This window comes from Pseudomonas sp. TMW22089 (assembly GCF_022496645.1).
Taxonomy (GTDB): domain Bacteria; phylum Pseudomonadota; class Gammaproteobacteria; order Pseudomonadales; family Pseudomonadaceae; genus Aquipseudomonas; species Aquipseudomonas paraversuta.
Map to the genome: position 1 here is coordinate 17,728 of NZ_SCFG01000008.1, position 19,924 is coordinate 37,651.

General features: G+C 58.2%; 17 protein-coding genes. 8 read left to right on the top strand and 9 right to left on the bottom strand.

The window, feature by feature from the left end; all coding sequences use genetic code 11:
* Nucleotides 1-31 precede the first annotated feature (31 nt).
* A complete protein-coding gene (ppsA, locus tag EQV90_RS10000) occupies nt 32-2,407 on the bottom strand; it encodes a phosphoenolpyruvate synthase (RefSeq protein WP_010655860.1) in 2,376 nt (791 codons plus the stop codon).
* Between the two features lie 176 nt (nt 2,408-2,583).
* On the opposite strand from ppsA, the gene EQV90_RS10005 reads away from it, so the two are divergent.
* Nucleotides 2,584-3,402, top strand: coding sequence for a pyruvate, water dikinase regulatory protein (locus tag EQV90_RS10005; protein WP_003441157.1), 819 nt, complete (start codon nt 2,584-2,586; stop codon nt 3,400-3,402).
* Nucleotides 3,403-3,471: 69 nt separating this feature from the next.
* On the opposite strand, the gene prpD is transcribed toward EQV90_RS10005, so the two are convergent.
* Together prpD and EQV90_RS10015 are read right to left on the bottom strand one after the other, a co-directional pair.
* Nucleotides 3,472-4,956: a 2-methylcitrate dehydratase gene (gene prpD, locus EQV90_RS10010; RefSeq protein ID WP_003441141.1), complete on the bottom strand. Its 1,485-nt coding sequence runs from the start codon at nt 4,954-4,956 to the stop codon at nt 3,472-3,474.
* Between the two features lie 143 nt (nt 4,957-5,099).
* Nucleotides 5,100-6,038, bottom strand: a complete 939-nt coding sequence (locus EQV90_RS10015) for an iron-sulfur-binding ferredoxin reductase (protein ID WP_240878046.1) — start codon at nt 6,036-6,038, stop codon at nt 5,100-5,102.
* A 319-nt stretch (nt 6,039-6,357) separates the two neighbouring features.
* On the opposite strand from EQV90_RS10015, the gene EQV90_RS10020 reads away from it, so the two are divergent.
* On the top strand, nt 6,358-7,881 hold the full coding sequence (locus EQV90_RS10020) for a fumarate hydratase (protein ID WP_003441135.1): 1,524 nt from the start codon (nt 6,358-6,360) through the stop codon (nt 7,879-7,881).
* 131 nt (nt 7,882-8,012) lie between these two features.
* Here EQV90_RS10020 and yiaY read toward each other — a convergent pair whose 3' ends face one another.
* Complete coding sequence (gene yiaY, locus EQV90_RS10025) at nt 8,013-9,161, bottom strand: L-threonine dehydrogenase (RefSeq protein ID WP_240878047.1); 1,149 nt, start codon at nt 9,159-9,161, stop codon at nt 8,013-8,015.
* Between the two features lie 150 nt (nt 9,162-9,311).
* Between yiaY and EQV90_RS10030 the strand changes: the two genes are divergently transcribed.
* The gene (locus tag EQV90_RS10030; protein WP_240878048.1) at nt 9,312-10,337 is read left to right on the top strand and encodes a DUF4917 family protein; all 1,026 of its coding nucleotides are present in this window, start codon (nt 9,312-9,314) and stop codon (nt 10,335-10,337) included.
* Between the two features lie 40 nt (nt 10,338-10,377).
* Here EQV90_RS10030 and EQV90_RS10035 read toward each other — a convergent pair whose 3' ends face one another.
* Nucleotides 10,378-10,920 carry an XRE family transcriptional regulator gene (locus EQV90_RS10035; RefSeq protein WP_010655864.1) on the bottom strand — a complete coding sequence of 181 codons (543 nt, stop codon included), beginning with the start codon at nt 10,918-10,920 and terminating at the stop codon, nt 10,378-10,380.
* 149 nt (nt 10,921-11,069) lie between these two features.
* Between EQV90_RS10035 and EQV90_RS10040 the strand changes: the two genes are divergently transcribed.
* Together EQV90_RS10040 and EQV90_RS10045 are read left to right on the top strand one after the other, a co-directional pair.
* On the top strand, nt 11,070-11,852 hold the full coding sequence (locus EQV90_RS10040) for an aldolase (RefSeq protein WP_202210947.1): 783 nt from the start codon (nt 11,070-11,072) through the stop codon (nt 11,850-11,852).
* Nucleotides 11,853-11,883: 31 nt separating this feature from the next.
* On the top strand, nt 11,884-12,771 hold the full coding sequence (locus EQV90_RS10045; RefSeq protein ID WP_240878049.1) for a dihydrodipicolinate synthase family protein: 888 nt from the start codon (nt 11,884-11,886) through the stop codon (nt 12,769-12,771).
* Nucleotides 12,772-12,871: 100 nt separating this feature from the next.
* Here EQV90_RS10045 and EQV90_RS10050 read toward each other — a convergent pair whose 3' ends face one another.
* A complete protein-coding gene (locus tag EQV90_RS10050; protein ID WP_127196590.1) occupies nt 12,872-13,204 on the bottom strand; it encodes a YegP family protein in 333 nt (110 codons plus the stop codon).
* 174 nt (nt 13,205-13,378) lie between these two features.
* Here EQV90_RS10050 and EQV90_RS10055 point away from each other — a divergent pair, with 174 nt between their 5' ends.
* From EQV90_RS10055 to EQV90_RS10065, 3 genes are all read left to right on the top strand, one after another.
* Nucleotides 13,379-13,918 (top strand): RNA polymerase sigma factor, encoded by a 540-nt coding sequence (locus EQV90_RS10055; protein WP_003441114.1) that lies wholly within the window; start codon nt 13,379-13,381, stop codon nt 13,916-13,918.
* Nucleotides 13,915-14,853, top strand: a complete 939-nt coding sequence (locus tag EQV90_RS10060; protein ID WP_240878050.1) for a FecR domain-containing protein — start codon at nt 13,915-13,917, stop codon at nt 14,851-14,853. Before EQV90_RS10055 ends, EQV90_RS10060 begins: the two co-directional genes overlap by 4 nt.
* A gap of 115 nt (nt 14,854-14,968) precedes the next feature.
* Nucleotides 14,969-17,515 (top strand): TonB-dependent receptor, encoded by a 2,547-nt coding sequence (locus EQV90_RS10065; protein WP_037001426.1) that lies wholly within the window; start codon nt 14,969-14,971, stop codon nt 17,513-17,515.
* Between the two features lie 82 nt (nt 17,516-17,597).
* Here EQV90_RS10065 and EQV90_RS10070 read toward each other — a convergent pair whose 3' ends face one another.
* The 3 genes from EQV90_RS10070 to EQV90_RS10080 form a co-directional block, all read right to left on the bottom strand.
* Nucleotides 17,598-17,903, bottom strand: coding sequence for a ribbon-helix-helix domain-containing protein (locus EQV90_RS10070; RefSeq protein WP_003441106.1), 306 nt, complete (start codon nt 17,901-17,903; stop codon nt 17,598-17,600).
* A gap of 15 nt (nt 17,904-17,918) precedes the next feature.
* Nucleotides 17,919-18,500: a DJ-1/PfpI family protein gene (locus EQV90_RS10075; protein ID WP_003441103.1), complete on the bottom strand. Its 582-nt coding sequence runs from the start codon at nt 18,498-18,500 to the stop codon at nt 17,919-17,921.
* A 116-nt stretch (nt 18,501-18,616) separates the two neighbouring features.
* Nucleotides 18,617-19,834 (bottom strand): SAM-dependent methyltransferase, encoded by a 1,218-nt coding sequence (locus EQV90_RS10080; RefSeq protein ID WP_240878051.1) that lies wholly within the window; start codon nt 19,832-19,834, stop codon nt 18,617-18,619.
* Nucleotides 19,835-19,924: the final 90 nt, after the last annotated feature.

Below are 19,924 nucleotides of genomic sequence, written 5' to 3' on the forward strand. Positions count from 1 at the left end.
CCATTGGCTGCCCCGCCCTTCTCTCAACGACTCAAGCCTGGGCTTGACCTTCCGCCAGGAAGAACCAGGTTTCCAGCACGGTGTCAGGGTTCAGGGACACACTTTCAATGCCCTGCTCCATCAACCACAGCGCCAGATCCGGATGATCGGACGGGCCCTGACCGCAAATACCGATGTACTTGCCAGCCTTGTTGCAGGCCTGGATAGCATTGGACAGCAGCTTTTTAACTGCCGGGTTACGCTCGTCAAACAAATGTGCGATGACACCGGAGTCGCGGTCCAGCCCCAGGGTCAACTGGGTCAGGTCGTTGGAACCGATGGAGAAACCGTCGAAGAACTCAAGGAACTCTTCAGCCAGAATCGCGTTGGACGGCAACTCGCACATCATGATGATGCGCAGGCCGTTTTCGCCACGCTTGAGGCCGTTTTCAGCCAGCAGGTCGATGACCTGGCTCGCCTCACCCAGGGTGCGCACGAACGGCACCATGATTTCGACGTTGGTGAAGCCCATCTCGTTGCGCACACGCTTGAGGGCGCGGCACTCGAGCTCGAAACAATCACGGAAGTTTTCGCTGATGTAACGCGAAGCACCGCGGAAGCCCAACATCGGGTTCTCTTCTTCCGGCTCGTACAGCTTGCCGCCGATCAGGTTCGCGTATTCGTTGGACTTGAAGTCCGACAGACGCACTATCACTTTTTTCGGAGTGAAGGCACCGGCCAGGGTGCTGATACCTTCAACCAGTTTCTCGACATAGAAACCGACCGGGTCGTCATAGCCAGCGATACGCTTGTCGACGCTGTCCTTGATTTCCTGAGGCAGACCGTCGTAGTTCAGCAGTGCCTTGGGGTGCACACCGATCATACGGTTGATGATGAATTCCAGACGGGCCAGACCCACACCGGCGTTCGGCAACTGTGCGAAGTCAAACGCGCGATCCGGGTTACCGACGTTCATCATGATTTTGAACGGCAGTTCCGGCATGGCATCAACCGAGTTTTTCTTGATGTCGAAGCCCAACTCGCCTTCGAAGATGAAACCGGTGTCACCTTCGGCACAGGAAACAGTCACGCCCTGGCCGTCTTTCAACAACTGGGTTGCGTTGCCGCAACCGACCACGGCCGGAATCCCCAGCTCGCGCGCGATGATCGCCGCGTGACAGGTACGCCCGCCACGGTTGGTGACGATGGCGCTGGCGCGCTTCATGACCGGTTCCCAGTCCGGGTCAGTCATGTCAGAGACCAGAACGTCGCCCGGCTGGACTTTGTCCATCTCGGACACGTCCTTGATGATGCGCACCTTGCCTGCGCCGATACGCTGACCGATTGCCCGACCTTCCACCAGCACCGTGCCGGTTTCTTTCAACAGATAGCGTTCCATGACATTGCCGGCACTGCGGCTTTTCACGGTTTCAGGACGCGCCTGAACGATGTACAGCTTGCCGTCGTCACCGTCTTTGGCCCATTCGATGTCCATCGGGCACTTGTAGTGCTTCTCGATGATCATCGCCTGCTTGGCCAGCTCGCTGACTTCAGCGTCGGTCAGGCAGAAGCGGGCACGGTCGGCCTTGTCAACGTCGATCACCTTGACCGACTTGCCGGCGCTGGCTTCTTCGCCGTAAATCATCTTGATTGCCTTGCTGCCCAGGTTGCGGCGCAAAATCGCCGGGCGACCGGCTTCCAGAGTCTGCTTGTGGACGTAGAACTCGTCCGGGTTGACCGCGCCCTGCACAACGGTTTCGCCCAGGCCGTAGGCGCCGGTGATAAACACTACATCACGAAAACCCGACTCGGTGTCCAGGGTGAACATCACACCCGCGGTGCCGGTTTCGGAGCGCACCATGCGCTGCACACCTGCCGACAGGGCGACCAGTTTGTGGTCAAAACCCTGGTGCACGCGGTAAGAAATCGCACGATCGTTGAACAAGGAGGCAAATACCTCTTTGGCCGCACGGATCACGTTCTCGACACCACGGATGTTCAGAAAAGTTTCTTGCTGACCGGCAAAGGAGGCATCCGGCAGATCTTCGGCGGTGGCCGAGGAGCGCACGGCAACAGCCATGTCCGGGTTGCCCTGGGACAAGGTTGCGAAAGCGGTACGGATTTCTGCGTTGAGCTTTTCCGGGAACTCGGCTTCCATGATCCATTGACGGATCTGGGCACCGGTGCGGGCCAGGGCGTTCACGTCATCGACATCCAGCGCGTCCAGCGCCGCATGAATCTGATCGTTCAAGCCGCTCAGCTCAAGAAAATCACGATATGCCTGGGAGGTGGTGGCAAAACCACCGGGAACCGAAACACCAGCGCCTGCAAGATTACTGATCATCTCGCCGAGGGATGCGTTCTTGCCCCCCACATGCTCTACATCATGGACGCCGAGCTTATCGAGGGAAACTACGTACTCTACCAAGGTGATCTCTCCACTAACTGTGTTGGAAAAGCTCAGGGCGCTGAATGCTCATCTGGGGGGCATCGCAGCGATTGTGGCCTGGACCTGGAAAATAAGTGACACTGCCGGCCATGTAGCGCGACAAATCGCACCTATCATATCCAACAATCGTCACCAGCTTAAGGCCCAAGGCGCAAATGAAACGATCTGCTTTCTTTATCTCCGATGGCACCGGCATTACTGCCGAAACCCTGGGCCAAAGTTTGTTGGCACAATTTGAAAATGTGACCTTCAGCAAGTTCACACGCCCCTATATAGACAGCGTGGACAAAGCGCGGGCAATGGTACAACAAATCGACAACGCCGCCGAAAAAGACGGACTTCGGCCGATTATCTTCGACACTATCGTCAATCAGGATATTCGCGAGATCCTCGCCACCTCCAATGGCTTCATGATCGATATTTTCTCCAGCTTCCTTGCACCACTGGAGCAAGAGCTGGATGAGCATTCCTCGTACTCGGTGGGCAAATCCCACTCCATCGGCCACAACTCCAATTACATGGAGCGAATCGAAGCCGTGAACTTTGCCCTCGACAACGACGATGGCGCCCGCACCCACAAGTACGACAAAGCCGACCTGATCCTGGTGGGCGTGTCACGCTGCGGCAAAACCCCGACCTGCCTTTATATGGCAATGCAATTCGGCATTCGGGCGGCCAACTACCCGCTGACCGATGACGACATGGAAAGCCTCAAGTTGCCGGCGGCCTTGAGCGCGCACAAACACAAACTCTTCGGCCTGACCATTGACCCTGACCGCCTGACCGCCATTCGCAACGAGCGCAAACCCAACAGTCGCTATTCAAGCTACGCCCAATGCGAGTTTGAAGTGCGCGAAGTCGAGCTACTGTTCCAGCGCGAAAACATTCCCCACATCAATTCCACGCATTTTTCGGTGGAAGAAATCTCGGCCAAAATCCTGGTCGAAAAAGGCGTGGAGCGACGTTTCAAATAACCCCGGCCCTTACTCTGCGGGAGCTGGCAATCCAGCTCCCGCAATCATTGCTCTGGGGTTACAACGGGTTTACATCACCAACAAATCCACAAATGTATGAACCGGTGTCGCCTCCAGCGCCGCCTGGTCCTTGCACAGCGCAAAAATCTGCTTGCAACGCTGGCCCACAAAGCGCGTCGCCAAATTGGCCTTGAACTTGTCTTCCAGCAACGGAATACCTTCGGCACGCCGCCGACGATGGCCAACCGGATACTCCACCACCACTTGCCCGGTGCTGCTGCCATCGCTGAAAAACACCTGAATCCCGTTGGCTATCGAGCGCTTGTCGGCCTCCAGGTATTCGCGGGTAAAACGCGGCTCCTCAACAATCACCATCTTCTCGCGCAACTGATCGATGATCGGATGCGCCGCGTGAAAATCATCCTCGTACTGCTCCGCCACCAAATTGCCAAAGGCCAGCGGCACAGCCGTCATGTATTGAATGCAGTGATCCCGATCCGCTGCGTTGGCCAATTTGCCCTGCTTGGAAATGATCCGAATCGCTGATTCGTGGGTTGTAATCACAATTTTTTCGATCTCATGCAGACGATCCTTGACCTGCGGATGCAAGGTTACCGCCGCTTCACAGGCGGTTTGTGCATGAAATTCGGCCGGAAAACTGATCTTGAACAGCACGTTTTCCATCACATAAGTGCCATAGGGCCGGGACAGGCTGAACTGACGCTGGCCTTCAGGCTTGAGCGCCAGATCCTTGTTGGTATGGCTGAACAGCACATCGTAAAAACCCCACTGCGGCGCCGTCAGCACCCCGGGAACCCCCATCTCGCCGCGCATCGCGATATCCGCCAGACGCACGCCACGACTCGACGCATCACCGGCCGCCCAGGATTTTCGCGACCCGGCATTGGGTGCATGGCGGTAGGTGCGCAGCGCCTGGCCATCGACAAAGGCATGGGACAATGCCGACAGCAACTGCTCGCGGTCAGCCCCCATCAGCTTGGCGCAGACCGCCGTCGAAGCGACTTTCACCAACAGCACGTGATCGAGTCCTACACGGTTGAAGGAGTTTTCCAGGGCAATCACCCCCTGAATCTCATGGGCCATAATCATGGCCTCAAGCACCGCCCTCACCCTCAGCGGCGCTTCGCCATTGGCCACCCGCTTTTGCGACAGGTGATCGGCCACCGCCAGAATGCCCCCCAGATTATCCGAAGGATGACCCCACTCCGCCGCCAGCCAGGTGTCGTTGTAATCCAGCCAGCGCACGATGCAGCCGATGTCCCACGCCGCCTTGACCGGGTCCAGCCGCAACGAAGTCCCCGGCACACGGGCACCAAAGGGCACCAGCGTGCCCTCGACTATCGGCCCCAGGTGCTTGGTGCACTCCGGAAAACGCAACGCCAGCAAGCCACAGCCCAAGGTATCCAGCAGACAGTGGCGGGCAGTGTTCAGGGCTTCGGGCGAAGTGATGGTGTAAGTCAGGACGTAATCGGCAATGTCCTGCAAGACGCGGTCATAGTCGGGACGATTGTTGAGGTCGACGTTGGCACTCATTGATAATTGCTCCAGTGCGGATAATTAAAAGGTGTGTTCCATCCTCAGGCTCGGCGTGATCATGCGGGCCTGGAGCGCCCGCTCAAGTAGGTTTCTACAGTCAGACAGCCTCCCACTGTAGAGGGCTTAAGTCGTACTTGCGTTCAGCTGCGGGTTAAAAAGGCGTCTGCCAGCAGCCGGTTGCGCGCCAGCCCCGCCAGAAACAAACGCTTGGCGAAGGCCTCGACACTGTCGGGGTGACCGCAGACCAAAGCATGGGTCTGGCGCGAATCCACCCTCAGCCCGGCCAGAAAGTCCGCTAGCCGGGCACGTTCGACCCACTCGACCTGCAGATTTGGCTCAGCGGCCGCCAGCGCCTGCAGTTCAGCCTTAAGGTAGTGTTCAGCGGCATCCCGGGCCACATGGATCAGACGGATCGGCCCTTGATGGTCCTGACGCAGCGCCTCGCGCAGTACGCCATACAACGGCCCCAGCCCGGTGCCGGACGCCAGCAGCCAGAGCGGCTGCTCCTGCCAGTCGGGGTCGTAACGCAGGGCGCCGCCACGCAGCTCCCCCAACCGCAGCGGATCGCCAACCCGCAACTGACGCGCGGCGCTGACAAACTCACCGGCATGGGCGCAATCGAGGTGGAACTCCAGAAACCGCTCTTCATCCGGCAGGCTGGCTAGCGAATACGGACGCGCGACACCGCTGGCTGTCCACAACACCATATGCTGACCGGCGCGATAACGCAGCGAACGCCCGGGCAACAACCGCAAGCGCAACACCGTCGGGCTCAACCAGTCGACACTCAGCACCTCGGCGGGCAAGCCATCGCGGATCGGATCGAAGGCTTCAAGCTGCAAGTCCTCCACCACCCGACACTGACAGGCCAGGCGCCAGCCTTGTTCGCGCTGGGCGCGGCTCAATGCCTCGGGCTTGAGATCGGCCGGCTCGCCACGCACACAACGCACCAGACAGGCATGGCAACTGCCGGCACGGCAGCTGTAAGGCACCGCCACACCGGCCTGATTGAGGCTATCGAGCAAATTGGCATCCTGGGGAACCGACCAGCGCCGGTCAGCGACGTGTAACTCGGGCACTTCATATGTCCTGTAAGAGATTCAGTGCTGCATGATAATCCGATAAGCCTGTAGCCGCTGCCTGCCACAGGCCGCGCAGCGGCCCCGAATGTGAAAAGCCAAGGTCCGGCGCAGCCTTCGCCAGCGGCTACAAATACCCCCGACCTTCGTTTATACCCCCCGCAGGTGTATCAAGTCGTACGCCGGGTTATACTGCCGCGCCTTTTTTGTACCGGCCCTCCGTGCCCGGTATGCCCAGCAAAGATGTTTTCGACAGACCGATAGACCCAGGTCGCAAACACCTTATTGAATGTTCCCGTCTTATAGAGGAGCGCGACCCATGACCGTGATCAAGCAAGACGACCTGATTCAGAGCGTTGCTGACGCCCTGCAGTTCATTTCCTACTACCACCCCGTGGACTTCATCCAGGCCATGCACGAGGCTTACCTGCGCGAAGAATCGCCAGCGGCCCGTGACTCGATGGCGCAAATCCTGATCAACTCGCGCATGTGTGCCACCGGCCACCGCCCGATTTGCCAGGACACCGGCATCGTCACCGTATTCGTGCGTGTGGGCATGGATGTGCGCTGGACCGGCGCCACCATGGGCCTGGACGACATGATCAACGAAGGCGTGCGTCGCGCTTACAACCTCCCGGAAAACGTCCTGCGGGCTTCGATCCTGGCCGACCCGGCCGGTGCTCGTCGCAACACCAAGGACAACACCCCGGCAGTTATCCACTACTCCATCGTTCCGGGCAACACCGTGGAAGTGGACGTAGCAGCCAAGGGCGGCGGCTCCGAAAACAAGTCGAAAATGGCCATGCTCAACCCGTCCGACTCGATCGTTGACTGGGTACTCAAGACCGTTCCGACCATGGGTGCAGGCTGGTGTCCACCGGGCATGCTCGGCATCGGTATCGGCGGCACGGCTGAAAAAGCAGCGGTAATGGCCAAGGAAGTGTTGATGGAATCCATCGACATCCACGACCTGATCAAGCGCGGCCCGTCCAGCCGTATCGAAGAGATGCGTATTGAGCTGTTCGAGAAGGTCAACCAGCTGGGCATCGGCGCCCAGGGCCTTGGCGGCCTGACCACCGTACTCGACGTAAAAATCATGGACTACCCGACCCACGCCGCTTCCTTGCCGGTGTGCATGATCCCGAACTGCGCGGCCACCCGCCATGCGCATTTTGTGCTCGACGGTTCCGGCCCGGCCGAACTCGAGGCACCACCGCTGGACGCCTACCCGCAAATCGTCTGGGAAGCAGGTCCATCGGCACGCCGTGTAGACCTGGACACCCTGACCCCGGAAGACGTGCAAAGCTGGAAGCCGGGCGAGACCGTTTTGCTCAACGGCAAAATGCTCACCGGTCGCGACGCTGCGCACAAACGCATGGTCGAAATGCTCAACCGCGGCGAAACCTTGCCGGTCGACCTCAAGGGTCGCTTCATCTATTACGTGGGCCCGGTTGATCCGGTCGGCGACGAAGTAGTGGGGCCTGCCGGTCCGACCACAGCCACGCGGATGGACAAGTTCACCCGCCAGATCCTGGATCAGACCGGCCTGCTGGGCATGATCGGCAAATCCGAGCGCGGCCCGACCGCTATCGAAGCGATCAAGGACCACAAAGCCGTGTACTTGATGGCGGTTGGCGGTGCAGCGTATCTGGTGGCTCAGGCCATCAAGAAATCCCGCGTAGTCGCCTTTGCCGAACTGGGCATGGAAGCGATCTACGAGTTCGACGTAAAAGACATGCCGGTTACCGTGGCTGTCGACAGTAAAGGCGAGTCGGTGCACATCACCGGCCCGGCAATCTGGCAGAAGAAAATCAGCGAAAGCCTGGCCGTTGAAGTGCAGTAAGCCCTTCTAAGCCAGACACAAAAAACGGCCGGGTTAATCACCCGGCCGTTTTTTTATGCCACTTCACTGTAGGAGCGAGCTTGCTCGCGAGCTTTTCGTTGCTGCGCTAAAAAGCGCGCTCCTGCGGGATATTAAAACGCATTACGGAAGATTTCTTCAATCTGCCCCTGATCTGCCTTGCGCGGGTTGGTAAAACCACAGGCATCTTTCAGCGCGTTGGTTGCCAGAATCGGGATGTCATCCAGCTTGGCCCCCAGATCCCGCAGCCCCGCCGGAATTTCAACATCCTTAGCCAGGGTCCGAATCGCCGCAATGGCTGCTTGCGCACCCTCCTCCGGACTCAAACCCCGGACATCGGCGCCCAGCGCGTGGGCCACGTCGGTCAGGCGAGCCGCACACACATGAGCGTTAAAGGTTTGCACATGGGGTAGCAGTACCGCGTTGCACACCCCGTGCGGCAAGTCATAGAAGCCACCCAACTGGTGCGCCATGCCGTGCACAAACCCCAGCGACGCATTGTTGAACGCCATGCCCGCCAGGAACTGCGCGTAGGCCATGTTCTCCCGGGCGGTCAGATCCTGGCCGTCGGATACTGCCTGACGCAAGTTCTGACTGATCAGCTCCATGGCTTTAATTGCACAGGCATCGGTAATCGGGTTGGCCGCCGTCGACACATAGGCTTCAATGGCGTGGGTCAGCGCGTCCATACCGGTCGCAGCCGTAAGCCCCTTGGGCATTGCCACCATCAGTTGCGGGTCGTTGACCGACAGCAGCGGTGTTACGTTGCGGTCGACAATTGCCATTTTCACGTGGCGCTCTTCGTCAGTAATGATGCAAAAACGCGTCATCTCACTGGCCGTACCCGCCGTGGTGTTGATCGAAACCAGCGGCAGTTGCGGTTTGGCCGACCGATCGACGCCTTCGTAATCACGAATATGCCCGCCGTTGGTGGCGCACAGCGCAATCCCCTTGGCACAGTCGTGGGGCGAACCGCCGCCCAGCGAGACAATAAAGTCGCATTGATGCTGCTTGAGGACCTTCAGGCCCGCCTCTACGTTGCCAATGCTCGGGTTCGGCCTGGCCCCGTCGAAAACCACCGATTCGATATCCTGCAAGCCCAGCTTTTCTGCGATCAGCGTCGCTACCCCGGCCTTGGCCAGCCCGGCATCAGTCACGATCAGCGCCTTGCGAAACCCATAATTGCGAATCGCGCTCATCGCTTCATCCAGACAACCGTTACCCATTATGTTCACGGCGGGAATAAAAAATGTGCTGGTCATGGCGAGTCCTCTAAGGCGGGGTGCAGCCCGCGACGCTGAATAAATCCATGTGCATAGCTTCAACCTGTTTTGGTACACCAATGTTGATCTGGCTCAACACTTGAGCGTGATAAAGTCCTGCTTTGCCCCCGCCTTGAGACGATATTTGCCATGACCCCCTTCCAGGAATTTGATGCAGAACTAGAAGACTGGAATGCACTGAGCACCGGCACAGCGTGCAGCGGACTGCTGATTGGTAACGGCGCAAGCATGGCCGTGTGGCATGACTTTTATTACGACTCGCTATTCGAAAAAGCCAAAAGCGTCGCCGAAAAGCCCCTCAGCCAGACCGAACTCAGCGTGTTCGAAGCACTGGGTACGCGCAATTTCGAGCACGTGTTAAGTGCACTCAAAACCGCAAGCAAGGTCAACAAGGCCCTGGCCATCAACTCGGCTTCGCCGCGCAAACGCTACTACGCCATCAAGGAAGCCTTGATCAACAGCACCCAGGACGTACATATCCCCTGGCGCCTGATGCAACCCGAAACCCTGGCATGCTGGAACCAGGAGCTGGCGCGCTACGCCACGGTGTACTGCTCCAACTACGACCTGCTCACCCCCTGGGCTGTGATGCAGGCGCCAAAACAGTTCAATGACTTGTTCGACAGCCCCGGGGCTACCTTCGAACTGGGTGCAGCACTGGGCAAGAGCAAATCCACCCGCGTGCTTTACCTGCACGGCGGCCTGCACCTGGTGAAAAACCAGGAAGGCAAGGCGCGCAAGATCAACGCCACGCCACCCGTGCTGCTAAGTAACTTCGCGATTAATCACTCGATCAGCGCCCTGGACGATGTGCCGCTGTTTGTCAGCGAAAGCAACAGCGACGACAAGCGTAAATCCATTCGTCACTCGGATTACCTGTCGTTTTGCCATGAACAGTTGATGACCCACAAAGACAGCTTGTGCATCTTTGGTCACAGCCTGGGAGAGCAGGATCAGCACCTGATTGATGCCCTGCGCCAGGCGCCGCTGAAAACCCTGTGGATCTCGATTTACCCGCGCAACGAAGCCTTTATCCGCTTTCAGAAGCACCACTACGCGGCGCTATTTGCAGACAAAAAGCTGACATTACGCTTCTATAATTCGAAAACCCACCCGCTTGGCTACACCAGGCACTCGGTGACGGTGGAGGTCTGAATCCGCTCCCCTCCCGCAACGGGAAAAGGGCCCGCCATCCCTAGTCATCCCTGCTATTGACCACCACCAGCAACTGCGCCTGAACCTGCCCCACCGAACGTAAACGGTGGGGCTTTTGGGCGTTGAAATGCAAGGCGTCGCCCTTCTGCAAAATGACCCGCTCAGTCATGAAATCCACCTCTACTGCCCCCTCATGCACGAACAAAAACTCTTCGCCCGTATGCTCCTTGAAGCTGGGATCGGCGAATTCGAAAGGGGGGAACATCATGAACGGCAACAGGTTGCGCTCACTGACCTGATGCGCCAGCACTGCATAACCGGGTGACTGCCCGGTGCCCGACAGCAACTGGCGCTGATCACTTCTCACCAGGCTGTAGTTGTCCAGACGTGCGCTGTCCTCCGAGAACAGCTCCTCGACGTTCACATTCAGCGCCCTGGCCAATTTAAGCGCCGCGGCGATCGACGGCGTATTAAGCCCGCGCTCAACTTTGGACAGGTAACTCTTGGTCATGCCGGATTTTTCGGCCAGCACCTCAAGGGTAACGCCCAGTTTTTTTCTGAGTAATTTCAAGCGGATAGACATGTATAGCAATTAATCCATCAAAGGAGCCGCGGGTTTCTCTTGCCAATGACAATTTGTGTCATATAGCCTCTTAAGTGTCATATGCGCTGCCCCGCCACTTTCCAGGCTGCGGGGCAGGCAATCCGGCAATCACTGCAAAGGACACCGACATGGCCAAGACATTAGCACTCCCGAAAGAGCAGCTGGTCAAGCAAGCGCTTGTACAGATGCAAAATACGCTGGCGGATAATACGTGGACTGACCGGCAAAAGCTGGCCCTGACCTGCCGCATCCTCTTTGAAAACGGCCACGACTCTGGTCTGGCCGGGCAAATCACGGCTCGCGGGCCACAACCCGGCACCTATTACACCCAACAACTGGGCCTGGGATTCGACGAAATAACTGCCGGCAATCTACTGCTGGTCAATGAAGACCTGGAAGTACTCGAAGGCCACGGCATGCCGAACCCGGCCAACCGCTTTCACAGCTGGGTCTACCGCGCCCGCCCGGATGTGAACTGCATCATCCACACTCACCCGACCCACGTAGCCGCACTGTCGATGCTGGAAGTGCCGCTTGAGGTGTCGCACATGGATCTCTGCCCGCTGTACGAAGACTGCGCTTTTCTGGAAGGTTGGCCGGGGGTGCCAGTGGGTAATGAAGAAGGTGAAATCATCACCCGGGCGCTGGGCGCCAAACGCGCGATCCTGCTCTCGCACCACGGCCAGTTGTCGAGCGGGGCCAGCATCGAAGAAGCCTGCGTGATCGCGCAACTGATCGAGCGCGCCGCCAAGCTGCAACTGCTGGCGATGGCGGCCGGCACTATCAAACCCGTCGAGCCGGCGCTGGGTCGCGAAGCCCATGACTGGATCAGCCGTCCTAAACGTCACGCTGCCGCATTCAATTACTACGCCCGGCAAAACCTGCGTCGTCATGCCGATTGCCTGAACTGAGCCCACCTTCCTGTTGAAACGGAGATACTTCATGTCGACCTCAAACATTCACGGCATCATCGGTTACACCATCACCCCGTTTACCGCCGACGGCGAACAGATTGACCTGAGCGCACTGGGACGCTCCATCGACCAACTGATCGACAGCGGTGTTCACGCCATTGCCCCCCTGGGCAGCACCGGCGAAGGCGCGTACTTGAGCGACGCCGAGTGGGATCAAGTCAGCCAGTTCACCCTGGCCCATGTCGCCAAAAGGGTACCGACCATAGTCAGTGTGTCCGACCTGACCACCGCCAAGGCTGTGCGGCGCGCGCGCCTTGCCGAGCAATATGGCGCCGATGTGGTGATGGTCTTGCCGGCCGCCTACTGGAAACTCAGCGAAGCCGAAATCCTCGCTCACTACCGCGCCATTGGCCACAGCATCAGCACTCCGATCATGCTCTACAACAACCCGGCCACCAGCGGTACGGACATGTCGGTCGAATTGATCCTGCGCATTTTCAATGCGGTTGAAAACGTCACCATGGTCAAGGAAAGCACCGGCGACATTCAGCGCATGCATCACCTGCAACAGCTGGGCGAGGGGCAGATCCCGTTTTATAACGGTTGCAACCCGCTGGCACTGGAAGCGTTCGCGGCCGGAGCCAAAGGTTGGTGTACGGCTGCACCGAACCTGATTCCGGCACTCAATCTGGGGTTGTATGAAGCGGTACTGGCCAACGACCTGAAAACAGCCCGCGAGCTGTTCTATCGCCAATTGCCACTTCTGCAGTTCATTCTAAAAGGTGGCTTGCCCGCAACTATCAAGGCAGGCCTGCGCCTTACCGGCATTGAGGCTGGAGACCCGCGCCTGCCGGTATTTCCACTGTCTGAAAGCGCCGTTTCACAATTGCAGCAAATCTTGAAAATCCTGCGCTGACGCTCCCGCAACACCCGGCCTGCTGCCGAAAATGACACTGATGTTTTGCCCTTGAAAACCCAGTGACACCTTCGCCAGCAGGCTCAGACCAATGGGGTCATCAAAATTTTTCTTTGATCAGCGTGGTCGGCCCGTTGGTTTTGACGCTGGCTATGCCTTTGTCCCGTGCCGCCTCGGCGCTGTACTGCTCGCTGGTACCAATGATCTGGTGATTCGCCGCCTTGAGGTTGAAGTACGGCTTGCCGTCTTTGGCGACCTTCTTCTCATAGCGCTCATCATGGGGGCTATTGGCCTGCACCGAGGCAATCCCGGCTTTGGCCGCCGCCAGGGTGGTGTAGTGCTCACTGACCAAAATCGTTTCGGCGTTTGCCGCCTTCAAGACAAAACGGAACTGTCCGTTGCTGGTTTTGCTCAACTCGTACCAACCTGACATAACCACTCTCCTGCTGTAGTAGGGATTTTTCCCTTCTTCAGTAAAGCGGCCACAGGGTATTTAGCCATTTATCCGCCGCAATAAGCGCAAAGATGAATTTCCAGCGAGACAAATAGCAATAATTCTCGATACCATTCGCGACTTGTTTGCATCGCTGCATCCTTAAGGATCTTCATGTCCCGCTTCAAACCTGACCCGCCAGTGGCCGAATCCTTGCGCGAGTTCTACACACAGATTCTGCACTTCCTGCGCAAACGCACGGACAACGCCAGCGATGCAGCTGACATGACCCAGGATGTATTCACCCAATGGCTGGGTTATCAGGACCGGGCCAAAGTCGAGCAGCCGCGAGCCTTTCTGTTCCAGATGGCGCGCAATCTGTTACGCGATCACTGGCGTCGCCAACAGGTACGCCAAGCGGTGCACAGCGAACAGAGTGCGGGTCAACCCGAGCCCCTGACCGACGAGAGGGATGAGCCGATGGCTGGCGCACAACGCCTGCAATATCTCGAGCAACTCAAAGCCGTGCTCGCAGAACTCTCGCCCAGACGCCGCGAAGCCCTTATGCTGCATCGTTTTGAAGGCTTGAGTCAGGCGCAGATTGCCGAACGTATGGGGATCTCCGTCAGCATGGTGGAAAAGCACATTGCCTTTGCCTTGCTTCACTGCAAGCGACATTTACAACGGGACAGCGGCAAGGAGCAGCCACAATGACCCCTTTTCAAATGACCGCTCACGAGAGCATCGACGCACAGGCGGCCACCTGGTTTGCGCGTAATCGCAATCAACCCGACAGCAATTGCCGCGAGCAATTCAACAGCTGGAAGGCCGTCCCTGCCCATGCCCGGGCATATGCCGAATTTGAGTCTCTGTGGGCCGATCTCGGCGAACTCAAGCAGTTGAATAAACCCGTGCCCCTGCCCCGGCGCCGTCGCTCAGTGTTTGCCCTGGCAACGGCCGCAGCAGTGTTATGCGCCGTGTTTGCACTCAATATCGGTACCCCGGTACAGCTGCATCAACAACAGATCGCAACCCAGAGTCAGGACGCAAAAACCGTCAGACTGCCCGACGGCAGCACCTTGACCGTCAATGCCAACACCCGCTTGCGCATCGACTTCAGCGCCAGTCAGCGGGACATCTATCTGGATCGGGGCCAGCTCTATATCGAAGTGGCCGCCAATAAGGAACAGCCGCTGGTGGTACACGCCGGCCATGCGCAGGTCCGGGTCGTCGGCACCGGTTTTGATGTGCGCCGCAGCCAGCGTCAATTGGTGGTGAGTGTCGCCCACGGGCAAGTCGCGTTTATCCCCGATGGCAAGTCGGCCACCTTGCTGGGCGCCTCACAGCGTGCCACTTACGACTACGCCAAAGGCTCGCTTGAGGAGCAAAGTCTCAGCCCGGGTGAAGTGGCTGACTGGCGCAGCGGGCATCTGTCCTTTCGCAATCGTGAACTGGCCAGCCTGGTGGACGAGCTGGACTTATACCGCCCCGGGGTGATCGAGCTGGCAGACGGCCCGCTTGGCCGCTACAAGGTCTCGGGCAATCTGGATGTCAGTGACCCCTTGGCGCTGGTCAAGGCTTTACCCGCGCTGATCCCGGTGAAAAATCACCTGCTGGATAACGGAAAAATCCGTATCGAGCCCCGCTAAAAAACATATGCGAATATTTTTCATTCGCATATGTGGTTTTCTCTTTGTGCCGCGTCTTCCTTCGGTCTGCTAACGCATGTCTTTTTTGGCCTTTGTTGCCGCACCGGGGGATTTCATGTTTCGCGCACCACATCACTTCTCGCACTTGTGCACACGTACTGGATTGCTCGCTGCGTGTATGGCGGTCAGCCTGCACGCCCATGCCGAATCGATCCAGTTGCAACTGCCGGCGCAATCGCTGGCCAGCTCATTGAGTGATGTGGCACAGCAGGCAAAAATCCAGCTGCTGTTTGACGAAGCCTTGTTACGCAATGTGCAAGCCCCGGCCCTAAGTGGCACTTTCAGCCCGCAAGAGGCGATCAACCGGTTGCTCAAAGGCACGGATTTCAGTCTGATCCAGGTCGACCGCACCTATGTTGTGCGCCCCCGGGAAGAAGGCATCACCACCAGCAACAGCCTGGAGCTGGGCGCGGTCAGCGTGGTGGGCAACGGCAACGAAGTCGACTCCAGCAACGTCGGCAAGTCGACCATGACCCAAACCGAAATCAACAGGTATCAGGCCAATAACATTCCCAGCCTGCTGGCCACCTTGCCGGGCATCAACCTCGGCGGCTCCCTGAAACCGGGCGGCCAGACCATCAACATCTGGGGCATGGGCGAAGCCGAAGACGTCCAGATGACCGTTGATGGCGCGACCAAAAGCGGTTTTGAGCGCTACAAGCAAGGCACGATCTTCATCGAACCTGAACTGATCAAACGCCTTGCAGTAGAAAAGGGCCCCCACGATTTCCGCACCGGCAATGGCGGTTTTGGTGGCGTCGTGCACATGGAAACCAAAGACGCACCGGACCTGCTGGAAGAAGGCAAAGACCTGGGCGCCATGCTCAAGTACGGTTACAGCAGCAACGACCATCAACAGGTCTACAGTGGCGCCGCCTACGGCCGGACCGAAGATGGCCGCGCCGATGCGCTGGTGTACTACACCAAACGCGACGGCGATGACATGAAGCTCGCGGATAATATGCCCAACCCCGGCAATGTCTACCCGGTGAACCCCTTGCGCCTGCCCAATACGGCCCAGGACCTGGATGCGCAACTGCTCAAGCTCAACCTGCACCTGACCGACGAGCACAGCGTCGCAATGTCCTACTCGCAATCGAACAACCACTTGTGGGTCCCGTTCTCGGCTGTCAGCTACCCGGCGCCGCCGAGCCAGGCCAACATCGATAAATACGGTTACGACATTGCTTCGCAGCGCTACCTGTCCACCCGTTCGACCGTCGACACCACCTGGTCGGCCAAATACAACTACGAGCCCATCGATAACCCTCTGCTTGATCTGGAAGTGAAGTACTCGCACTCCAACACCGAGCAGACCGACGAGCGCGGCGAACAGGCCTTCATCCAGCCCACCAGCGGCGGGCGCAAGATGGAAACCGGCTACACCGATGACATGCTCCAGATCGAAAACATCAGCCTGTTTGCCACCGGCCCCCTGGACCATGCAGTCACCACCGGCGTGCAGTTTCGCAAGCATGAACGCGATGTGAACATGTGGATGCCGGGCAAGACCTACGAAGTAGAAAAATACAACTATGGCCATTACCAGCCAGGCTTTATGCCCGCCGGCAAGGTGGACACCAACAGCTTTTATATCCAGGACGCTATTACCCTCGGTGATTTCACTCTGACGCCGTCGATGCGCTATGACCATGTTCGAAATCGTGGCCAGGAGAACGATGCGCCCTACTACAACCACCTGGAACTGGGCCATGACTATAGCGCCAAAACCTACACCGGCTGGTCGCCGCGCCTGTCAGCGTTCTGGAAAATAACCCCGCAGACCGCCCTGTTTGTCGACTACAGCAAAACCTGGCGCGCCCCGGTGATCGACGAACAATACGAAGTCCAGGCCATTGGCGGCCGAACGTCCACCAGCCTCGGCCTCAAACCGGAGCGCATCACTGGCTGGCGCGGGGGCAATATCACCACGTTCGATCAGATCTTTGGCGACAGCGACCACGCACTGATCCGCACCACCCTGTTCAGCAACAAGATCGACGATGAGATTTTCAAAGCCACGGGCGTGGGTTGTGCAGCGCAAACCGCGTCAGGCGGCATGACACAAGACTGCGGCCCCAACATGCCGAACTACCGCAACATTGGTAGCGTGACCATCAAGGGCTTTGAGATCGAAAGCTTCTACGAGGCCACTTACCTCTTCGGATCGCTGTCGTACGCATGGATGACCGGCAAACACCAAGGCGCCTACACCAACCCCTGGGGCCCCGACGTATGGGCCCGAGATGTTCCTGCGCCCAAGTGGGTGGCCGTACTGGGCACGAAAATTCCGGCCTGGGATGCCCGAATCGGCTGGAAAGGCGAGTTCGTGCGCAAGACTGACCGCTTGCCGAGCGATAACTACTACAGCAGCGATATCAGTGCCCTGGGCGACCGCTACTGGGACCACTACGACAATGACGGCTACAACGTACAGGGCCTGTTTGCCAACTGGAAACCGACTCAGCCCTACCTCAAAGGCACCGAGGTCAACTTCACGGTGGATAACCTGTTCAACAAGAGCTATCGCCCGATGCTCAGCGGAGAAAATGCCTACAGCCAGGGCCGCAACGCCAAAGTCAGCGTGACCCGGTTCTTCTAAAACTGCAGATACCTCGCACACCGACCTCAGGACAGCTTCGCCACCGGATGCAGCCTGTCGGCAGCGGCTACAAGAGAGTGGCTCAACCCTGCTTGCGCCCCACCAAATTCAATTCCGGCGCCTGCACCCGGCGCTGGCTCAGGTAGCGGCTGCAACTTACCCGCAGGAACGAGGCGAAGTTGACCACTTCGCCCCGATAATCCATCACCTCTTCGTAGAGCTTGGCCACCAGCTGGTTGGTGGTCATGCCATCGGTTTCAGCAATCTCGCTGAGGATGTCCCAGAACTGGTTTTCCAGGCGCAAGGTGGTGACCACGCCGCAAATACGCAAGGAGCGCGAGCGCGACTCGTAAAGAATCGGATCGGCTTTGACATATAGCTCACACATGGTCGCACCCTCTTCTTACAAGGTAATGGTCGTACCCAACAACCCAAGAAACGCCGCCAGCCAGGCAGGATGCGCCGGCCACGCAGGCGCCGTCGCCAGGTTGCCTTGCACATGGGCCTTGGTCACGTCGATATCAATGTAAGTACCGCCGGCCAATCGCACTTCCGGGGCGCAGGCCGGGTAAGCACTGCACTCACGGCCTTGCAGCGTTCCGGCAGCCGCCAGCAATTGCGCGCCATGGCACACAGCAGCAATTGGCTTACCGGCCTTATCGAATTCACGAACCAGTTCCAGAACCTTTTCGTTCAACCGCAGGTATTCCGGAGCTCGGCCACCTGGTACCACCAGCGCGTCATAGTCACTGGCCCGGACTTTGTCGAAATCGAAATTCAGGGCGAATAGATGACCCGGCTTCTCGCTGTAGGTCTGATCGCCCTCGAAGTCATGAATCGCCGTGCGAACGGTCTGCCCCGAGGTTTTGCCGGGGCACACTGCGTGAACCTGATGACCCACCATCAACAGCGCCTGAAACGGCACCATCACTTCGTAGTCTTCAACGTAGTCGCCAACCAGCATCAGAATTTTTTTCGCCGCCATGGTGAGTTCTCCTCCGGGGTAAGCCTTGGACTGATAAGAGTAGCCAAGGTACCCCCTGAGGGCCCACGCGGGTAATAGCCAGGTACTACGTGCCCGCCCGCAGGCTTGTTACAGGCCTACTTCAACAAACCGTCCGCCTGCAGCAAGGTTTCCAGGCAGTGCTCCTGAATGTTGTAAAACGCCTTGAGCTCCTGGATTTTCACCAGCAACTGCGCCGGGTCCAGGGGTTCGTCGCGTTTTACCGCGAGGATCATTTTGTTTTTGTTGGTGTGCTCCAGGGAAATGAACTCAAACACTTTGGTTTCATATCCGCAGGCCTCAAGGAACAGTGCACGCAAGCTGTCGGTGACCATTTCGGCCTGCTGGCCAAGATGCAACCCGTATTGCAGCATCGGCTTGAGCAGCGCCGGGCTCTGGATCTGCAGGCGAATCTGCTTATGGCAGCACGGCGAGCACATGATGATCGCCGCCCCCGAACGAATGCCCATATGAATCGCATAGTCGGTGGCAATGTCACACGCATGCAGGGCGATCATCACGTCAATCGGGGTCGGCGCAAAGCTGCGTACGTCACCATGCTGAAAGGACAGGCCCGGGTGCTCCAGGCGCTGGGCGGCGTTGTTGCACAGCGTGACCATGTCTTCACGCAGCTCAACCCCGGTGACCACACCTTCAGCCTTGAGGCTGTGACGCAGGTAATCGTGAATGGCAAAGGTCAGGTAACCCTTGCCCGAACCGAAATCCACCACCTTGACCGGTTGATCGAGCTTGAGCGGCGAGTTGCTCAAGGCGTGGGAAAACACCTCGATGAATTTGTTGATCTGCTTCCACTTGCGCGACATCGCCGGGATCAGTTCTTGCTGCTTGTTGGTGACCCCCAGATCCGCCAAAAACGGCCGGGTCAGGTCCAGGAAGCGATTTTTCTCACGATTATGCTCAGCCGACGGCAGTTCACGCTCCTGCTGGCTTTTACCTTTGAACAGCGAGCTTTTGCCCTTTTTGCTGTATTCCAGCTGCACTTCGTCGGTCAGGGTCAGCAAATGCGCGTTTTTAAACGCTTCAGGCAACAGCCCGGCGATATTGGCCACGCCGTCTTCAAGGGGGAAGTTCTTGGTGATATCGCGGGTTTTGTAACGGTACACAAACGACAGGCAAGGCTGATCCTTGACCGTGACTTGCTTGATGATGATCCGCTGCAGCTCGGCCTCTGGCCCGACATACTTGGCCAGTACCAGTTTGATAAAGGAGTTCTGGGCCAGGCCGGTTTCCAGCAAGTGCAAAAATTGCGCACGATGATCCGGCACAGACGGGGCGGTGGTAGCAGTCACTGACATTGAAAAAGGTGCCTCGGGGGATGCAGGAGGGGGAATCTGAAAAGCAATGGCGGCTATTTTAGGCGCGTTCGCCGCCAGGGGCACGGGGTT